Origin of the sequence: Solirubrobacter phytolaccae, from assembly GCF_027587195.1 — a bacterium.
In the GTDB taxonomy this organism is placed as follows: domain Bacteria; phylum Actinomycetota; class Thermoleophilia; order Solirubrobacterales; family Solirubrobacteraceae; genus Solirubrobacter; species Solirubrobacter phytolaccae.
Genome location: NZ_JAPDDP010000019.1, coordinates 77469 through 95492, shown reverse-complemented (window position 1 = coordinate 95492; position 18024 = coordinate 77469). Strand labels below are relative to the sequence as shown.

Sequence of the window (18024 nt, the reverse complement as noted above, 5' to 3'; positions counted from 1 at the left end):
TCGCATGAGATTCACGATCAAGTACAAGCTCTTCACCGCCTTCGCCGGCGTACTCGCGCTGATGGCGCTCCTCGGCTGGACCGCCGTCACCGGCGCCAGCCGCATGAGCGACAGCACCGCCGTGTTCGACCAGAAGATGCTCCCGTCGGCGCGTGTCGTCGGTGAGATGAAGAACCAGACCGGCAAGTTCCGCCGTGACCAGGTCCGCTACACCGCCGCTCCGACCGCCGAAGCGCGCGAGGAGATCGCCGGCGGGCTGGCCGAGGACATCGCCGAGGTCGACAAGCTCATCGGCTACCAGAAGGGCCTGTCCACGGGCCCCAAGGCCGACACCAGCCTCGACGCCTTCGTGAAGGTGTGGGGCGAGTACAAGGCCGCGTCCGCCGAGCTTCCCGCGTTGACCGACCAGGGCCGCGCTCCGGAAGGCCTCGCCCTGATCGAGGACGGCGACGGCGACAAGGCCTGGGACGGCGTCAAGGAGACGCTGACGGCGCTCGACGCGGTCAACGCCGACTACTCGAAGGCGACGATGGCGGGGGTGCGTGACGACGCGAACTCGACGCGCACGTTCGCGCTCATCCTGCTCGGCATCGCGATCGCGGGCTCCCTGGCCCTCGCGTTCTGGCTCTCCCGCGCGGTTTCGGGCGGCGTCAGCCGCCTCGTGACCGCCGCCCGCGGCATCGCCGAGGGTGACGTCGAGCAGCAGGTCAAGATCACCTCGAACGACGAGCTCGGCGACGCCGGCCACGAGTTCGAGCGCATGATCGCCTACCTGCAGGACGCCGCGAACACCGCGGACCGGATCGCCGACGGCGACCTGACCCACGAGATCACGCCGCGCTCGGAGGCCGACGCGCTCGGCCACGCCCTGCATCGCATGTCCGACAACCTGCGCCAGACGCTCAGCGCCGTCGCCGGCTCGGCCACCACGGTCGCGTCCGCGTCCCAGCAGATGGCCGCCACGTCTGACGAGACGGGCCGCGCGGTCGGCGAGATCGCCAGCGCGATCTCCAGCATCGCCCAGGGTGCCGAACGCCAGCTGCACTCGGTCGAGAACACGCGCCAGAAGATCACCGAGGTCTCCGCCGGGGTCGGCGAGTCCGCCGCCGCCGCGCAGGAGACCGCCGCGGCCGTCACCGAGGCCGCCGACGTGGCCAAGGAGGGCGTCGGCGCCGCCGAGCACGCCACCGCCGCCATGCACGCCGTCCGCGACTCCTCGCAGCAGGCCGCGATCGCCATCCGCAGCCTCGGCGCCCGCTCGGAGGAGATCGGGGGCATCGTCCACACCATCACGGCGCTGGCCGAGCAGACCAACCTGCTCGCGCTGAACGCCGCCATCGAGGCCGCCCGCGCCGGCGAGCAGGGCAAGGGCTTCGCCGTCGTCGCCGAAGAGGTCCGCAAGCTGGCCGAGGAATCCCAGAGCGCCGCGGCCACGATCGCCGGCCTCATCGTGCAGATGCAGACGGACACGCGCAAGGTCGTCGACGTCGTCGAGACGGCGAGCACGCAGACCGAGGACGGCGCCGCCACCGTCGAGCAGGCACGCGAGGCGTTCCTGCGCATCGGCGAGGCCGTCGACGGCATGACCGCCCGCGTCGAGGCCATCGTCGGCGTCGCCGACCGGATCGCCGCCGACGCCTCCGCCATGGAGAGCGGCATCGGCGAGGTCTCCCTCCTCGCCCAGGAGTCGAGCGCCTCGACCGAGCAGGTGTCCGCCTCCACGCAACAGACTTCTGCCTCCACGCAGGAGATCGCCGCCTCCGCCGCCGCGCTCAGCGACACGGCTCAGGAGCTCGAGCGAATCGTGGGCCGCTTCCAGCTGGCCTAACCCACAACCGCCACGGGGCGGCGGCGCGATGATCGGGTTCGCGTCGCCGCTCTAGGCGCTCTTGGCAGCGGGCGGTTCTTCGCCCGGCGCCTCGGTGACGAGCGTCGGCTTGACGCCACGCTCCACCGTCTCCTTGGTCACGACGCACTTCTTGACGTCGCGCCGCGAGGGCAGCTCGAACTGCACCTCCAGGAGGATCTCCTCGATGATCGAGCGCAGGCCGCGAGCGCCGGTGTCGCGCTCCAGGGCCTTGTTCGCCACGGCGCGCAGGGCGTCCGCGGAGAAGACCAGCTCGATCCCGTCGAAGCTGAAGAACCGCTGGAACTGCTTGACGATCGCGTTCCGCGGCTCCGTGAGGATCGTGATGAGGTCCTCACGCGAGAGCTGATGCACGGCGCTCGCGACCGGCAGGCGGCCGATGAACTCCGGGATGAGCCCGTAGTGCATGAGGTCCTCGGGGAGCGTCTGCTCGAACAGCTCGCCCAGGTCGCGGTCGGCCTTGGACTCGATCGCCGCGCCGAAGCCGACGCCCTTGTGGCCGATCCGGCGCTCGATCACCTTGTCGAGGTTCGCGAACGCGCCGCCGCAGATGAACAACACGTTCGTCGTGTCGATCGTGAGGAACTCCTGGTGCGGGTGCTTGCGACCGCCCTGCGGCGGGACCGAAGCGGTCGTCCCCTCCAGGATCTTCAGCAGCGCCTGCTGGACGCCCTCGCCGGACACGTCACGCGTGATCGACGGGTTGTCGGCCTTGCGGGCGATCTTGTCGACCTCGTCGATATAGATGATCCCGGTCTCGGCCTTCTTGACGTCGTAATCCGCCGCCTGAATCAGCTTCAGGAGGATGTTCTCGACGTCCTCGCCGACGTAACCGGCCTCGGTGAGGGCGGTCGCGTCGGCGATCGCGAACGGGACGTTCAGGATGCGCGCCAGGGTCTGCGCGAGGAGCGTCTTGCCGCAGCCCGTCGGGCCGAGCAGCAGGATGTTCGACTTCTGCAGCTCGATGTCCGAGTCGTCGGCCTGCATCATCTGCACGCGCTTGTAGTGGTTGTAGACCGCTACTGAGAGCGTGCGCTTGGCCTGCTCCTGACCCACGACGTACTCGTTGAGCACGCCGTAGATCTCCTTCGGCTTCGGCAGGTTGTCGATGTCGAAGGTGGGCGGAGCCGTCAGCTCCTCATCGATGATCTCGTTGCAGAGATCGATGCACTCGTCGCAGATGTACACCCCCGGACCTGCGATCAGCTTCTTGACCTGCCGCTGCGACTTGCCGCAGAAGGAGCAGAGGAGCTGTTCGTTCGAATCCGTGGGGCGCGCCATGAGCTGTGTCTAGTGCTCCGAGATGACGCGGTCGATGATGCCGTATTCCTTGGCCTCTTCCGAGGACATGAAGTAGTCGCGCTCGGTGTCGCCCTTGACCTTCTCGATCGTCTGCCCGGTCTGCTCGGCGATGATCTCGTCGAGCTTGCGGCGCAGCTCGATGACCTCGCGGGCGTGGATCTCGATGTCGGTCGCCTGGCCCTGGAAGCCGGAGGACACCTGGTGGATCAGGATCTTGGCGTTGGGCAGCGCCATGCGCTTGCCCTTGGCCCCGCCGGTCAGCAGCAGCGCACCCATCGACATGGCGATGCCGACGCAGATCGTCGACACGTCCGGCTTGATGAAGTTCATCGTGTCGAAGATCGCGAGACCCGCGTAGACCGACCCGCCAGGCGAGTTGATGTACAGCGAGATGTCCTTGTCGGGGTCCTCGGACTCCAGGTGCAGGAGCTGGGCCACGATGAGGTTCGCGATCTGGTCATCCACGGGCGTGCCCAGGAAGATGATGCGCTCGTTCAGGAGGCGGGAGAAGATGTCAAACGCACGCTCCCCGCGGGAGGTTTGCTCGACAACCATCGGTACGAGTGGGCTCACGGTCCTCGCTTCTTATCGCTTCGAACGCTCGAATCCTTCAGATGGTCGACAGCCCGTGCCATCCACTCGGCCGAAGACTAGCAACGGCTCGACGTGGGCTGACCCGGGTCCATCGACCAGGATGAAGCGTGTTGATCAGGAATCTGACGACGACTTCGCGGGAACCGGCTTGGCCGAGTCCACCACGACGTCCCAGGCCTTGCGCTGGGACAAGTCGTCCTTGAGGCTGTCCAGGCGGCCGTTCTTGCGCAAGCGCTCGAGCAGCTTCTCGGGCTTCACGCGCTCCGGGCCCGCGGCCTCGGTCACCGCCTCGAGCATCTCCTCCTCGGAGGGCTCGAGCTTCTCGGTCTCGGCGATCGCCGCCAGCACCGCCTCGCGCCGCAGCGCGACGTCGGCGTCCGGCTTGGCCTTCTCGATCGTCTCCTCCTCGGTGGTGCCCGAGATCTGGAGGTAGGTCTCGCGGTTGATGCCCTGGTGCGAGAGCGAGTGCAGCATCGACTCCCACATCTCGCGGGCACGGGCCTCGACGAGCGCGTCGGGGACCTCGACGGTCGCGCCGTTGACGGCGGCGTCCAGGGCGGCCTCGCGGAACTCCGCCTCGGCGCGCTGACCCTCGTTCTCGGCCAGACGCGAGCGGATGTCCTCGCGCAGCTCGTCGAGCGTGTCGAAGCCGGCCTCGACGGCCAGGTCGTCGTCGAGCGCGGGCAGCTGCTTGGCCTTGACCTCGCGGACCGTGACCTTGAAGAGCGCTTCCTGGGACGCGAGCTCGGTCGCGGGATAGTCCTCCGGGAAGGTGATCGTGACGTCGCGGTCCTCGCCGCCGACCGCGCCCTCGAGCTGGTCCTCGAAGCCCGGCACGAGCCGGCCCGAGCCGAGCTCGATCATCTGGTCGCGACCCTCGCCGCCCGGGAACGGCACGCCGTCCACGGAGCCCGCGAAGTCCATCACCACGAAGTCGCCACGCCCGGCGGCGCGATCGACCGTGTCGAGCTTGGCCGCGCGCTCGCGCAGGCCCTCCAGCTCCTGGTCGATCTGCTCGTCCGGCACGCCCGGCTCACGCTTCTCGACTTCAAGACCCTTGTACTCGCCGAGCTCGGCCTTCGGGCGCACGCCGATCTCGATCGTGAACTTCAGCGGCTCACCCTCCTTGGGGAGCTCGCCCAGGTCCACCTCGGGCTCGCCGACCGGCACCACGTGGGCGTCGTCGATCGCGTCGCGGTACCACGCGCCCAGCGATTCGCGCACCGCCTCGTCGACGATGGCCTCACGGCCGATGCGCTTGATGACGACAGCCGGCGGCGCCTTGCCGGGGCGGAAGCCCGGGACGCGGATGGTGCCGGCGAGGCGCTTGGCCGCCTGAGTCAGGCGACGCTCGACTTCGGCAGGGCCGACTTCGGCGTCGACGCGGACGCGTGACTCGGGGAGCTCGGTGAGGGTGGTGCTGATGTCGGTAGCCATGAGAGCGGCGGTCAACGATACAAACCAGGGCGATGTCTGAGCGCTTTGCCGCCTGGGTGGTCACCGGCCCACTCGGGCATTTCGCTTCCGCGGTCGCCGACTGGGCGGTTTTTCTCTGGAGAACGCGGAAGCGCCAGAAGTCCCCCAGATGAGGGGCGTCTCATCAATCCGTCGATCGTCAGGCCGATGACAGGTTCATGTCACGCCTCGCCAATTTGCCGATTGCCGCTCGCCTGGGAGCCGGCTTCGGCCTCCTCGCGCTCGCCATGTTGGCGATCACGCTCCTCGCTACGCAAGCGTTCGGGACGTTCAAGTCCGACACGCAGCGCCTCTCGGACCGCGACGTCCGAGCCCTCGCCGTCGCCGGCGAGCTCGGCCAGAACCTTCAGGGTGCCGGTCGTGAGACCGTCGAGCACCTCTACGTCTACGACGGCGACCTGAAGACCCAGGACGAGATCCAGGCCACCTTCGAGCAGATGCTCAAGAAGGCCCAGGACGGCTCCACCGAGCTGACCAAGCTCACGCAGGGCACCGCGGCCTCCGCCCAGGCCGCGACCATCGCCAAGTCCGTCACGGCCTGGGGCGAGCTCGCCACCGAGGCCGTCAGCCGCTCCCGCCAGGAGACGGTGGACAACGTCGAGGAGCGCGACGGCTCGCGCAACCTCTACGTCGAGCAGATCTCCGACCAGACCGGCGATCTCGCCGCGGACGTCGTCGTGCTGCAGGCCGCCGTCAACAAGGGCACGGACGCGACCGCAGACGCCGTCGCCGCCCGCGCCGGCTCGACTTCCCGCACGCTGCTGCTCGTGGCGCTCGTCTCGCTCGCGTTCGCCGCCGGCATCGCCGTGCTCATCACCCGCAGCGTCGTCGGCCCCGTCAAGGGCCTGATGGCCCGCCTGCGCGGCCTGGAGGAGCAGGACCTGACGTCGCTGACGGACGGCCTCGAGGCCGCGGCCGCCGGTGACTTCACGCACACCGCGTCCCTCACCACCGAGCCGATCGACGTCAAGAGCAAGGACGAGATCGGCCAGCTCGCCACCACGTTCAACGCGATGCTCGCCAAGGCCGACCGCTCCATCTCGGCCTACGGCGCGATGCGCGAGGAGCTCGGGCACCTGATCGGCGAGGTCACGCGCTCCGCCGAGTCCGTCAGCGCCGCTTCCCAGGAAGTCGCGTCCTCCTCCGAGGAGGCCGGCCGCGCCGCGGGCGAGATCGCCCACGCCGTGACCGACGTCGCCCAGGGCGCCGAGCGCCAGGTGCGCATGGTCGAGTCGACCCGCGTCGCCGTCCAGGAGGCCAGCACGGCCGCCTCGGCGAGCGCGCAGACCGCGTCCGACACCGCCCGCGCCGCCTCCGAGGCCCGTGAGGTCGCCCGTGAGGGCGTCGCCGCGGCCGAGTCCGCCACGGACGCCATCCGCTCCGTCGCCTCCGCGTCGGCTTCGGTCGGCACCGCGATCGAGGACCTGTCCAAGCGCTCCGAGAAGATCGGCGGCATCGTCGGCACGATCACCGCGCTGGCCGAGCAGACCAACCTGCTCGCGCTCAACGCCGCCATCGAGGCCGCCCGCGCCGGCGAGCAGGGCAGGGGCTTCGCCGTCGTCGCCGAAGAGGTCCGCAAGCTGGCCGAGGAGTCGCAGGTCGCGGCTGCCGAGATCTCCAGCCTGATCGGTGAGATGCAGTCGCAGACGCGCCAGGTCGTCGGCGTCGTCGCCGACAACGCCGCCCGCACCGAAGATGGCGTCCAGACGGTCGAGCAGACGCGTGAGGCGTTCCTGCGCATCGACGCGGCCGTCGAGGGCGTCGGCTTCCAGATCGCGGAGATCGCGACCGCCGTCGAGCAGATCGCGTCGGACTCGGCGCGTGCCGAGGGTGACGTCGGCGAGGTCGCCGCGGTCGCCGAGCAGTCCTCCGCGTCCGCGGAGCAGGTCTCGGCCTCAACGCAGGAGACCAGCGCGTCCACGCAGGAGATCGCGGCAAGCGCCGCGCACTTGGCCCGCACGGCCGAGGAGCTCACCGCGCTCGTGTCGCACTTCAAGGTTGGCGCGCCGGCGTAACCCGCCACTGAAGGTCGGATGATCGGGGTGGGGCGGAGGGGCTGCCCCACCTTCATCTTCTTGCGGCGTCCTGCGGGGCGCCGCAACGTCGTTAAAGCTCTGGGTCCCGCCAGGGCTTGGCGCGGAGCGGCGACGCGGCCGCGGGGCGCATCGCGTCCAGCAGCATGCCGAGGTAGCGCTGCCAGTAGTCCTCGGACAGATGCCCGCCCGTGAACGTGCGCGTCGTCGGGCCGAGCATGCGGAAGACCATCAGCAGGTCGTCCGCGACGAGGTCGTCACGGATCACGCCCGCGGACTGCGCTCGGGAGAGCGGGCCGCCGGCCGCGAGGCGGAAGCGCTTGCTCTGATCGGGCGTGATGACGTCGGCGCCGCCCCGGGAGACGACGTCGTAGAACCCCTGGTTGGAGGCCTGCATCCGCGCGGCGGTCTCCAGGAAGTGCTCGAACGCCTCCCCTACCGCCTCGCCGGCGAGCGCCTCCTGCGACACCCGTTCGAACTCGACGAGGATGTCCTCGAAGATCGCGCAGACGAGCGCTTCCTTCGTGGGAAAGCGGCGGTACAGCGTGCCTTTGCCGACACCGGCTCGACGGGCGATCTCCTCAACCCCCACATCGAGCCCGGCCTCCGCAAAGGCCGACCGCGCGGCGTCCAAGACGCGGGCGCGGTTACGAGCGGCGTCGGCCCTGAGTGGACGAACATGGGCCTCCATCGCCAACGATCCTATTACCGGTGAGGGGTTGTGGCTAGCGGTGTGCGGAGTCGTCCGACCGCACACGTAGCGTTGCTCGGCCGATGGCAGTGGTGGCGGACAGGGGCGAGCGGTACTGGCTCGACGAGCTCAATGATGAGCAGCGGGCGGCGGCGACGCACACCGGCGGGCCGCTGCTGATCCTCGCGGGTGCGGGGACGGGCAAGACGACGACGCTCTGCGCCCGTGTTGCGTGGCTCGTGGCCGAGGGTGTGCCGTCGGAGCGGATCCTGCTGCTGACGTTCACGCGCCGCGCTTCGCGGGAGATGCTGCAGCGTGCGCGCGGCCTCGTCCCGGCGTCCGCACGCGTGCTCGGAGGCACCTTCCATTCGGTGGCGCACCGGTTGGTGCGACGCCACGCGGCGGCACTCGGATTGCCCGGCGGCTTCGGCGTGCTCGACGCCGGCGACGCGGCCGACGTGCTGGACCTGCTGCGCGAGGAGGCGGGGCACGCGAAGTCCCGCACGCGGTTCCCGAAGAAGGGGACGTTGCTGGACATCTACTCGCGCACCGTCAACGCGCAGCTGCCGCTGTCGGGCGTGATCGCGGAGCACTTCCCGTGGGTGGAGGACCACCGCGAGGCGATCAGCGCGCTGTTCCGCGAGTACACGACGCGCAAGAAGGCGCTCGGCGTGGTCGATCTCGACGATCTGCTGCTGATGTGGCGCGCCCTCGCTCGCGACGAGGTGATCGGGCCGCGCCTGGCTTCCTCGTTCGACCACGTGCTGATCGACGAGTACCAGGACGTCAACGGCCTGCAGGTGGACCTGGCGCAGGCGCTCGCCGGCTTCGGCTGCGACATCACCGTCGTCGGGGACGACTTCCAGGCCATCTACGGCTTCCGCTCCGCGAGCGCCGGTCACATCCTGGACTTCCCGGAGCAGTTCCCCGGCACGCGGGTGGTGACGCTGGAGCGCAACTACCGCTCCACGCAGCCCGTGCTGGACGCGGCCAACGAGCTTGCGGCGCAGGCCACGCGGGCGTTCCCGAAGCGCCTGCGCGCCGACCGCCCGGGCGGCGTCCGCCCCGCCGTCATCCACGTGCGCGATCAGGGCGCGGAGGCCGAGGCCGTCGCGGATCGCATCCTCGAGGCGCGCGAGAACGGGTCCGACCTGCGCGACCAGGCGGTGCTCGCCCGCACCTCGCACGACAGCGATCAGCTCGAGCTGGAGCTGCTCCGAAGGAAAATCCCGTACGTCAAGTACGGCGGCCTGAAATACCTCGAGGCCGCGCACGTGAAGGACTTCGTGGCGCTACTCCGGCTCGCCGACAACGGCGGGGACGAGATCGCGTGGTTCCGCGTGCTGCAGCTTGTCGAGGGCCTCGGGCCGGCGAGCGCGCGCAAGGCGATGGCCGTGATGGCCGGCGCGCCGCGCGACCTCGCCGAGTCTCCCCTCGACGAGATGGGCGAGGGCCGGCTGGCCGCGGTGCCCGACCGGCTCGCGGCCTGGAGCGAGGCGCGCGAGGTCATCCCGTCGGGCGCCCGTGCGAGCGCCGACGCCGTGATCGCCGCGCTCGTCGTCGCCCGCGACGAGCAGCGCGCCGGCCCGCGCGCCGAAGGGCTGCGCGAGGTGCTCGCGCCGTTGGTGCGGGCGCGCTACCCCGACGGCGCGATCCGCGTCCAGGACCTCGATCAGCTCGTCGCCGCGGCCCACCAGGTCGGAGACCCGCGCCAGTTCGTCGCCGAGCTCGTGCTGGATCCGCCCCAGTCCAGCGCTGACCTCGCCCAGCCGCCGCACCTGGACGAGGACTACCTGACGCTGTCCACGATCCACAGCGCCAAGGGCCTCGAGTGGGACCACGTCCACGTGCTCGCGGTCTACGACGGCAACTTCCCGGCCTGCATGTCCGCGGGCACGAGCGAGCAGATCGACGAGGAACGCCGGCTGCTCTATGTCGGCATGACCCGCGCGCGGCGGACGCTGTCGATGTATGTGCCGGTCCGGTACCACCACCGGCCGCGGGGGATCGACGACGCGCACGGCTACGGCAAGCCGTCACGGTTCCTCACCAAGGCCGTTTTGGCGTGCTGCGACGTGACGCGGCTGCCGGATGATCCGTTGAACCCGCGTGGGGCCCCGATCGTCACCGCGCGCCGCCTTAGCGTGTCGCCCGATTCGCTCTTCGACTGATTCGGCCCGGACTGCGTGCGTGCGGTTACGGCCTGCACCGAGGAGGGGTGGAATCGGCGGTCGCGATTTCGCATCGAGCGTGTTGTTTGAGTACCGGAAAACAGCACTCAAACAACACAGTGAGTACTCCTACTCCCCACGAGTGAAACTCCCCAGCCGCCCATTCCCGGCCGCGACGGGTCCTGCCTCTCCTCGGTGCAGACGAACGCCGTCCGCGCCCTGAGCGGCGCCCGCGCTGAGCGCCGCGCCTAGGCCATCGCCCCCACCGCCGTCTGAACGGCAGCGATGCGCCGGCGGCCTTCGCGCCGCACGCCTCCGTCGTCACGGTCCTCGCGGGTGGCGAGCGCGGTGAAGTCGTGCAGCTGCGTGTCCGCGGTCTCGACCTGCTTGGCGATCTCCTCGAACAGCACGCGGACCTGCTCGGTGTCGGCGGCGCGGGCGGCCTCGATGCGGCCGTTCACCTCCAACGCGCGGATGACCGACAGGTGACGTTCGACGGACTTTGACACGCCGGCCAAGCGGTCGAGCACGGTGTCGACGGCCGCGATCGACGCGCAGATCGCTTCGAACGCCTCCGAGACGGCGTCGGCGAGCAGCTGCAGGTGTGAAGCGGCCTCGGTGCGGGCGGTGCTCGCGTCGAGCAGGTCCTCCACGACCGCGGTCATCATCTCGGTCTGCAGCTTGCCGGCGGCGGCGCGGAAGCTCGTCTCGCTCAGCAGCGCGACCGCCTGCTCGAGCTCGGTCCCGAGCCGGATGATCTCGGGCGCCGCGGCGTCGCTGCGGGTGCGCAGGAGCCCGGCGACCGCGCCGAGGGCGCGCCCGTCGCGCAGCCGGTCGGCGGCGAGGATCGCGTTGAGCGAGAACAGCCGGATCGCCTCCGACAGCTCCTCGACGAACCCGGACTTGTGCTTGAGCGCCTCGGACAGCTCACCGTGCCCGGCGAGCCGCTCGCCGAGCTCGCGCAACAGGTCGACGGTGCCGAGCGCCGCCTCCCCCACCGCGCGCAGGCCCGCGTCGGCGGCGCCGAGGTCGAGCCCGCGCTCGTGGCCGGCCAGCGCGGCGTCGCGCGCTGCGACCTCGGCGGTGAGCGCGGCCCGCATGAACGCGGGGTAGGAGTCGAAGCCGGCCTGTTCGAGGCGCTCGGCCAAGCGGGCCGCGCCCGCGGCGATCGACGCCTTGCGCCCGCGCACGTCGTCGCCCTCGACCTCCAGCTCGACCGCGCGCACGTCGGCGTAGATCTCCACCGCGGCGTCGAACAGGGGCGTGGTCGGCTTCATGCGCACCGACAGGTAGCCGTCGGGCACGGGGATCGCGACCGCCATCACCCAGTAGTGCGCGCCGTCCTTCGCGCGGTTCTTGACGTAGGCGGCGACCGGATCGCCGGCCTCGAGCACCTGCCAGAAGAGGTCGAACACCGAGCGCGGCATGTCCGGGTGGCGGATGACGTTGTGCGCCCGGCCGATCAGCTCGTCGCGCTCGTAGCCGCTGACGCGCTCGAACACGCGGTTCGACAGCCGGATGTGCCCCTTGCGGTCGGTGGTCGAGACGAACAGCTCGTCGATGGTGAAGCGGCGCTCGGCGGTCATCTACCCCCGAGATCGGCACCGCCGCCGGAGACTGCAGACCAGTGTGCGGCGGATGACGCTGTCTTGGGCCAATGCGGCTACGGCCGGCGCGGTTCGTCAGCTTTCGCCGGCGCGCAGCGTCCCGAACGCGGCGAGCTCGGCGCCCGCGAGCCGCACCTGGCGGCCGATCTCCTCGAACAGCGTCAGCACGTGCCCGGTGTCGGTCGCGCGCGCCGCCTCGATCCGCCCCTGCAGCTCGAGGAAGCGGATCGTCCTGAAGTGGCTGTCGATCGTGGCCACCGCGGCCGTCAGGTCCTCGAGCGCCGTGTCCAGCACCGCCACGGTCGCGGTGACCGCCTCGCGCGCCACGGCCGCCGCCTCCCCCGCGTCCGGGTGCGCGGCCAGCAGCTGCGCGGACGCGACCGCGAACCGCGCGTCGGCGTGCGCCACCGCGACCCGCTCGATCTGGTCGCCGAACGCGAGCAGGTCGGGCACGGCGGCGTCCGACCGGGTCTGCAGCAGCCCGGCGACCGCGCCGATCGCGGCCGAGTCGGCCAGCCGGTGCGCCGCGAGGATCGCGTTCAGGGCGAACAGGCGGATCGACTCCGCCAGCTCCTCAACGAACGCCCGCGTCCGCTCGGCGCCGGCGAACGCCTCGTCCAGCCGAGCGAGCCGCCGGGCGGTCGCGGTCAGCGCCGCGTCCCGCTCGACCGGCCGCGCGCCCGCTTCCTCCACGAACGCGGCGCGGAAGTCGGGCACCTCGAAGGGCTGCCCGTCGAGCTCCGCCTCGCGCACGGCCTGGAGCCGTTCCCGCGCCGCGTCGAACGTCGCGCCCGCCGGCAGGAACCCGACCCCCGTGAACCCGCCGCCCACCGCGACCGTGAGCACGAGCGCCCAGAAGCTCGCGCCGTCCTCGGCGAGATAGCGGACGTACATCGCGCCGGGCCGCGGCGGCAGCAGCGCGACCGGCATCGCGGGATGGCGCACGAACGCGTGCGTCTGCCCCTCCATCGCCTCCCGGCCGTAACCGGTCAGCCGCGCGAAGACGGCGTCGGCCGCGACGAAACGCCCGGCCGGGTCCGTGGTCCACATGAAGAGCTCGTCAGCGCCGAACGGGCGTTCCCGGGCCGATGCGATCAGCGCCATCGGCCCAGAGTGTGTCCTATGCCATCGCGTAACGGGCGTGATGGCCGCGCGCCGTCGCCAACGCGGCCAGCGGCACCATCAGCACGCGGACCATCCAGGCGGGCGGGAACGGGGCGCGCACCTCACGCCGGAACCGGCTGACGAACAGGGCCAGATGCAGCGGCTTCGGCATGCCCGAGCGCAGGACGTGGCCCTCGAGCGCGAGCTCGGTGGTGGTCGTCAGCAGGTCCTCCATGTCGAGCGCCGGGACGACCTCGACGCGCACGCGCGCCGTCTCGTCGCCGCCGTTGGCGAACTTGTGCATGCGCCCGGCGGGCACGACGACCGTCTCGCCGGCCACGGCCGTGATCCGGCGCATCCCGAGCCGGAAACGCATGACGCCCTCGAGCACGTGGAAGCGCTCCTCCTGCTCGGGGTGCACGTGCGCGCCGGGGACCTTGCCGTCGGCGGCCAGCTCGAGTTCGAACTCCAAAAGCTCGCCCGCGGTGTCGGCGGCGGTCTGGAGGAAGGTGATGCGCTCGCCGCTGATGGGGTTCTGAAGCGTCTGTCCGGCGTGGGCCATGGTCGGTTCCTTTGGGGAGGCTGGGGAGTGAGTCCAAGCCTCCGGGAACCGGACCCGCGTGTCGTCGGCCCCGCTGACGATTCGCGATCCGCTCAGAAGATGATCTGCGGATCAGCCTCAAGGACGAGGCGCCGTCATCCCTGATATAAACTCGACAAAGACGATCGGGAAACAATCAACTTAATCCTGATCCGATTCCTTGTGATTTGCTCGATCGGCGGGTACCTTCGTGGGACCCCATGAGCAAGATCGAACGCATTAAGGCCGAGACTGACGGCCTCGACGTACTGCCCGAACTGCTCCGAGCCGCGCGCGACGGGTGGGAGACCCTGAGCCCCGATCACGTCGGCCTGCTCAAGTGGTACGGGCTCTACGCGCACAACACCGGCGACGGGCATTTCATGATGCGCGTCAAGGTCGTCCAGGGAAAGCTGAGCCTCGCTCAGGCCGAGACGATGGCCGGCATCGCCGAGGAGTTCGGCCGCGGCGTCATCGACTGCACGACGCGCCAGTGCTTCCAGATCCACTGGATCCGGCTGGAGAACATCCCGGACATCTTCGAGCGCCTCGAGCGCGTCGGGATGACGACCTCCGGCGCCTGCGGTGACATCACCCGCAACGTCGTCGGCTGCACGCTGGCGGGCCTCGCGCACGACGAGATCGTCGACGGCTACGCGACCGCCGAGGCCATCCACGAGCACTTCCTCGACAACAAGCTCTACTCGAACCTCCCGCGCAAGTACAAGATCTCGGTCACGGGGTGCACCGAGGACTGCGCCCGCGGCCTCATCAACGACATCGCGCTCTCCGGCGTGATCGCCGAGGACGGCACGCGCGGCTTCAACCTGCGCGTCGGCGGCGGCCTCTCCACGCAGCCGCGCTTCGCCCGCTGGATGGACGTTTTCGTGACGCCCGAGGAGGCCCCCGAGGTCATCGAGGGCATGACCGGGATCTTCCGCGACGCCGAGGAGAACCGGAAGGCGCGCGGCAAGGCCCGCCTGAAGTTCCTCGTCGACCGCGTCGGCCCGGAGGCCCTCCGCGAGGAGCTGGAGAAGCGCGTCGGCCGCCCGCTCCGCCGCGGCGTCCCGAAGCCTCCCGGCCCCGGCGAGGACCACATCGGCGTTCTTCCCCAGGCCGACGACGCCTTCCGCACGGTCGGGCTGGTCGTGCCGGTCGGGCGTCTGCGCGCCTCCCAGTTGCAGGAGCTCGCGGATCTCGCCCGCAAGTACGGCGCCCGCGAGGACGACGCGCTGCGCCTCACCCACCAGCAGAACGTGCTGCTGCCGTGGATTCCGGCGGAGCAGGTCGACGCGCTGCTGCTCGAGCCGCTGATCGCCGACCTCACCCCCACGCCGACGCTCTTCCAGCGCGGCCTGCAGACGTGCACGGGCAAGGAGTTCTGCGGCTTGGCCAAGGTCTACACGAAGAGCCGGGCGGTGGAGATCTCCAAGTTCCTGGACGAGCACGTGCGCCCGAACGGCCACGGCGAGGACTTCCGCCTGCACTTCGCGGGCTGCTCCTCGAGCTGCGCGCAGCACCAGATCGCCGACGTCGGCATCGAGGGCGTGCTCAAGAAGGTCGACGGCGAGTTCGTCGAAGCCATGGACATCCGCATCGGCGGCCGCCTGGGCGAGAACCCGAAGTTCGGCGACGTCGTGATCAAGAAGGTCCCGAACTGGGAGCTCAACGACACGCTGCTGCGGATCTTCACCCTCTACGAGACCCATCACGGCGACGGTGAGACGTTCCGCGACTTCGCGGGCCGGACCGAGCCGGAGTGGTGGACGAACGAGCTGGCCCCCGTCGAAGAGGACGACGCTCGCCTGACGGCTCGCGTCGCTGCGAGTTCTCGCCCGGAGGGCTCGGACTCGCGCGCCGAGGGAGTCCGGGCGTGAGCGTCGCCGAGGTCCTGAAGGAGGCCGTGGACCGTCACGGCGACCGCCTCGTGATGCTGTGCTCCTTCCAGAAGGAGGAGTCGATCCTGGTCGACGAGCTGATCAAGCTCGCCCCGGACGCGCGGATCGTCACGATCGACACCGGCGTGCTGTTCCCGGAGACGCTCGCGACCTGGCGGGCGTTCGAGGAGCGGTTCGGCGTGGACATCGCGATCGAGGACGCCACCGGCGACTGGAGCGGCCCGGCGCACTGCTGCGGGGACCGCAAGGTCGCGGCGCTCGAGCGCGCGCTGGACGGCGCGGACGCCTGGGTCACCGGCATCCGCCGCGAGCAGTCGGCCACGCGCGCCAACGCGCAGCCGATCGAGTTCGACGAGAAGCGGCAGCTCTGGAAGTACAACCCGCTCGTCGAGTGGACCGAGAAGGACCTGTGGAACCGCATCTTCGAGCGGGACCTGCCGTACCACCCGCTGCACGACCAGGGCTACTCGTCGATCGGCTGCGCGCCGTGCACGAACCCGGGCACCGGTCGCGAGGGCCGCTGGGCCGGGCTCACGAAGACCGAGTGCGGGCTGCACGTATGACCGCCGTCACCACGCCGGCCCTCTCGCACCTGCGAGCGCTCGAGGCCGAGGCGATCCACGTCATCCGCGAGGTGGCGGCCGAGCGAGACCGGCCGGCGCTGCTGTTCAGCGGCGGCAAGGACTCGATCGTGCTCGTCCGGCTCGCGCAGAAGGCCTTCGCGCCGGACCGCGTGCCGTTCCCGCTGCTGCACATCGACACGGGCCACAACTTCCCCGAGGTGATCGCCTTCCGCGACAAGCTCGTCGCGGAAGCCGGCCTGGAGCTGCTCGTCGGCTCCGTGCAGGAGTCGATCGACACCGGCCGTGTGCGCGAGGAGACCGGGCCGCGGGCGTCGAGGAACCGCCTCCAGACCGTGACGCTGCTGGACGCGATCGCGAAGCACCGGCTGGACGCGTGCTTCGGCGGCGCCCGCCGTGACGAGGAGCGTTCCCGCGCCAAGGAGCGCGTGCTGAGCCTGCGCGACGACTTCGGCCAGTGGGACCCGCGCCGACAGCGCCCCGAGCTGTGGGATCTCTACAACGCGCGCGTCCGCCCCGGCGAGAACCTGCGCGCGTTCCCGATCTCCAACTGGACCGAGCTCGACGTCTGGCAGTACATCGCGCAAGAGGAGCTCGAGCTGCCGTCGATCTACATGGCGCACGAGCGCGAGGTGTTCGAGCGCGACGGGATGCTCTACGCCACGAGCGACTTCATCTCGCTCATGGACGGCGAGGACCCCTTCAGCGCCTCCGTCCGCTACCGCACGGTCGGCGACATGAGCTGCACCGGCGCGGTCCGCTCGACGGCGGTCACGCTGCCGGACGTAGTGGCCGAGATCGCGGCCACCAACATCACCGAACGCGGCGAGACCCGCGCCGACGACCGCGCGACGGAAGCGGCGATGGAAGACCGCAAGCGCGAGGGCTACTTCTAGTCATGGACCTGTTGCGCCTCGCCACCGCCGGCAGCGTCGACGACGGCAAGTCGACGCTCATCGGGCGGCTCTTGTACGACGCCAAGGCCGTGCTCGCCGACCAGCTCGCCCACGTCGAGGAGCGCTCGGTCGACGGGCTGGATCTCGCGCTGCTCACCGACGGCCTGCGGGCCGAGCGCGAGCAGGGCATCACGATCGACGTCGCCTACCGCTCGTTCGCGACGCCGCGCCGGCGCTTCATCCTCGCCGACTGCCCCGGCCACGCGCAGTACACCCGCAACATGGTCACGGGCGCCTCCACCGCCGACCTGGCGCTGCTGCTCGTCGACGCCCGCGCCGGGCTGACCGAGCAGAGCCGCCGCCACGCCGCGATCGCCGCGCTGCTGGACGTCGAGCACGTGATCGTCGCCATCAACAAGATGGACCTCGTCGACTACGCGGAGAGCCGCTTCGACGAGATCGTGCGCGACGTGATCGAGCTCGGGGCCGCGATCGGCCTGCGCGAGACCGACTTCATCCCGATCAGCGCGCTCAAGGGCGACAACGTCGTCGAGCGCTCGCCGAACATGCCCTGGTACGAGGGGCAGCCGCTGCTGGAGCGCCTGGAGACCGTGCCGGTCGAGCCGCGGGCCGTGCACGCCGCGCGGTTGCCCGTACAGCTCGTGCTGCGGGGCGAGAACGGCGCGCGCTGGGCCGCGGGCCGGCTCGCCGCGGGCGCGCTGAAGGCGGGCGACGAGGTGGTCGTGCTGCCCTCCGGCACGCGCACCCGGGTGGCCGAGGTCCGAGACGCGGACGGCGTGGCCGCAGTGGTCGAAGCGCCGTTGAGCGTCTCGGTCCGCCTGGAGGACGAGGTGGACCTCGCGCGCGGCGAGCTGATCGCCGCCGTCGAGGACGCGCCGACCCCCACACGGGAGCTCAACGCGACCCTCTGCTGGCTCGGAGACCGCCCGGCACGCCCCGGAGACCGCTTCCAGCTCAAGCACGGGACACGTTCGGTTCCGGCCAAGCTCGACAGCGTCGAAGGCCGGATCGACTTCGAGACGCTCGAGTGGCCGGTAGCCGAAGAACTACGGCTGAACGACATCGCTCACGTAAAGCTTCGGCTTGGCGGTGAGATCGCGGCCGATGTATACGCCCGCTGCCACGCGACCGGCGCGTTCATCCTGGTGGACGAATCCAGCCTGGATACAGTCGCCGCGGGCATGGTCTCGTAGCCTTTCGGAC

14 protein-coding genes are annotated in these 18024 nt (G+C 70.5%); 7 read left to right on the top strand and 7 right to left on the bottom strand.

Translation table 11 applies throughout. The features are described from left to right. The first annotated feature begins 4 nt into the window (after nt 1–4). Complete coding sequence (locus tag OJ997_RS12970) at nt 5–1828, top strand: methyl-accepting chemotaxis protein (RefSeq protein WP_270025527.1); 1824 nt, start codon at nt 5–7, stop codon at nt 1826–1828. A gap of 51 nt (nt 1829–1879) precedes the next feature. Here OJ997_RS12970 and clpX read toward each other — a convergent pair whose 3' ends face one another. The 3 genes from clpX to tig all read right to left on the bottom strand — a co-directional run bounded on the left by clpX (nt 1880) and on the right by tig (nt 5200). After that, nucleotides 1880–3148 (bottom strand): ATP-dependent Clp protease ATP-binding subunit ClpX, encoded by a 1269-nt coding sequence (gene clpX, locus OJ997_RS12965; RefSeq protein WP_270025526.1) that lies wholly within the window; start codon nt 3146–3148, stop codon nt 1880–1882. Between the two features lie 9 nt (nt 3149–3157). After that, nucleotides 3158–3742, bottom strand: coding sequence for an ATP-dependent Clp endopeptidase proteolytic subunit ClpP (gene clpP, locus OJ997_RS12960; protein WP_270025525.1), 585 nt, complete (start codon nt 3740–3742; stop codon nt 3158–3160). Between the two features lie 135 nt (nt 3743–3877). Next, nucleotides 3878–5200 carry a trigger factor gene (gene tig, locus OJ997_RS12955; RefSeq protein WP_270025524.1) on the bottom strand — a complete coding sequence of 441 codons (1323 nt, stop codon included), beginning with the start codon at nt 5198–5200 and terminating at the stop codon, nt 3878–3880. A 197-nt stretch (nt 5201–5397) separates the two neighbouring features. Here tig and OJ997_RS12950 point away from each other — a divergent pair, with 197 nt between their 5' ends. Next, complete coding sequence (locus OJ997_RS12950) at nt 5398–7254, top strand: methyl-accepting chemotaxis protein (RefSeq protein WP_270025523.1); 1857 nt, start codon at nt 5398–5400, stop codon at nt 7252–7254. Nucleotides 7255–7345: 91 nt separating this feature from the next. Here OJ997_RS12950 and OJ997_RS12945 read toward each other — a convergent pair whose 3' ends face one another. Beyond that, nucleotides 7346–7963: a TetR/AcrR family transcriptional regulator gene (locus OJ997_RS12945; protein ID WP_270025522.1), complete on the bottom strand. Its 618-nt coding sequence runs from the start codon at nt 7961–7963 to the stop codon at nt 7346–7348. A gap of 83 nt (nt 7964–8046) precedes the next feature. Here OJ997_RS12945 and OJ997_RS12940 point away from each other — a divergent pair, with 83 nt between their 5' ends. Beyond that, nucleotides 8047–10134 (top strand): ATP-dependent helicase, encoded by a 2088-nt coding sequence (locus OJ997_RS12940; RefSeq protein ID WP_270025521.1) that lies wholly within the window; start codon nt 8047–8049, stop codon nt 10132–10134. 248 nt (nt 10135–10382) lie between these two features. On the opposite strand, the gene OJ997_RS12935 is transcribed toward OJ997_RS12940, so the two are convergent. The 3 genes from OJ997_RS12935 to OJ997_RS12925 all read right to left on the bottom strand — a co-directional run bounded on the left by OJ997_RS12935 (nt 10383) and on the right by OJ997_RS12925 (nt 13407). Continuing rightward, entirely contained in the window at nt 10383–11720 is a 1338-nt protein-coding gene (locus OJ997_RS12935) for a PAS domain-containing protein (RefSeq protein WP_270025520.1), read from the bottom strand. 96 nt (nt 11721–11816) lie between these two features. Continuing rightward, entirely contained in the window at nt 11817–12845 is a 1029-nt protein-coding gene (locus tag OJ997_RS12930; protein WP_270025519.1) for a PAS domain-containing protein, read from the bottom strand. A 16-nt stretch (nt 12846–12861) separates the two neighbouring features. Further along, nucleotides 12862–13407: a cupin domain-containing protein gene (locus OJ997_RS12925; protein WP_270025518.1), complete on the bottom strand. Its 546-nt coding sequence runs from the start codon at nt 13405–13407 to the stop codon at nt 12862–12864. A gap of 239 nt (nt 13408–13646) precedes the next feature. Here OJ997_RS12925 and OJ997_RS12920 point away from each other — a divergent pair, with 239 nt between their 5' ends. From OJ997_RS12920 to OJ997_RS12905, 4 genes are read left to right on the top strand one after another with little or no spacing between them, the layout of a single operon-like run. Continuing rightward, the gene (locus OJ997_RS12920; protein WP_270025517.1) at nt 13647–15302 is read left to right on the top strand and encodes a nitrite/sulfite reductase; all 1656 of its coding nucleotides are present in this window, start codon (nt 13647–13649) and stop codon (nt 15300–15302) included. Next, nucleotides 15299–15886, top strand: coding sequence for a phosphoadenylyl-sulfate reductase (locus OJ997_RS12915; RefSeq protein ID WP_270025516.1), 588 nt, complete (start codon nt 15299–15301; stop codon nt 15884–15886). The genes OJ997_RS12920 and OJ997_RS12915 overlap by 4 nt, the downstream gene beginning before the upstream one ends. Then, the gene (gene cysD, locus OJ997_RS12910; protein WP_270025515.1) at nt 15883–16800 is read left to right on the top strand and encodes a sulfate adenylyltransferase subunit CysD; all 918 of its coding nucleotides are present in this window, start codon (nt 15883–15885) and stop codon (nt 16798–16800) included. The genes OJ997_RS12915 and cysD overlap by 4 nt, the downstream gene beginning before the upstream one ends. Nucleotides 16801–16802: 2 nt before the next feature. Continuing rightward, nucleotides 16803–18014 carry a sulfate adenylyltransferase subunit 1 gene (locus OJ997_RS12905; RefSeq protein ID WP_270025514.1) on the top strand — a complete coding sequence of 404 codons (1212 nt, stop codon included), beginning with the start codon at nt 16803–16805 and terminating at the stop codon, nt 18012–18014. The last annotated feature ends 10 nt before the right edge of the window (nt 18015–18024 follow it).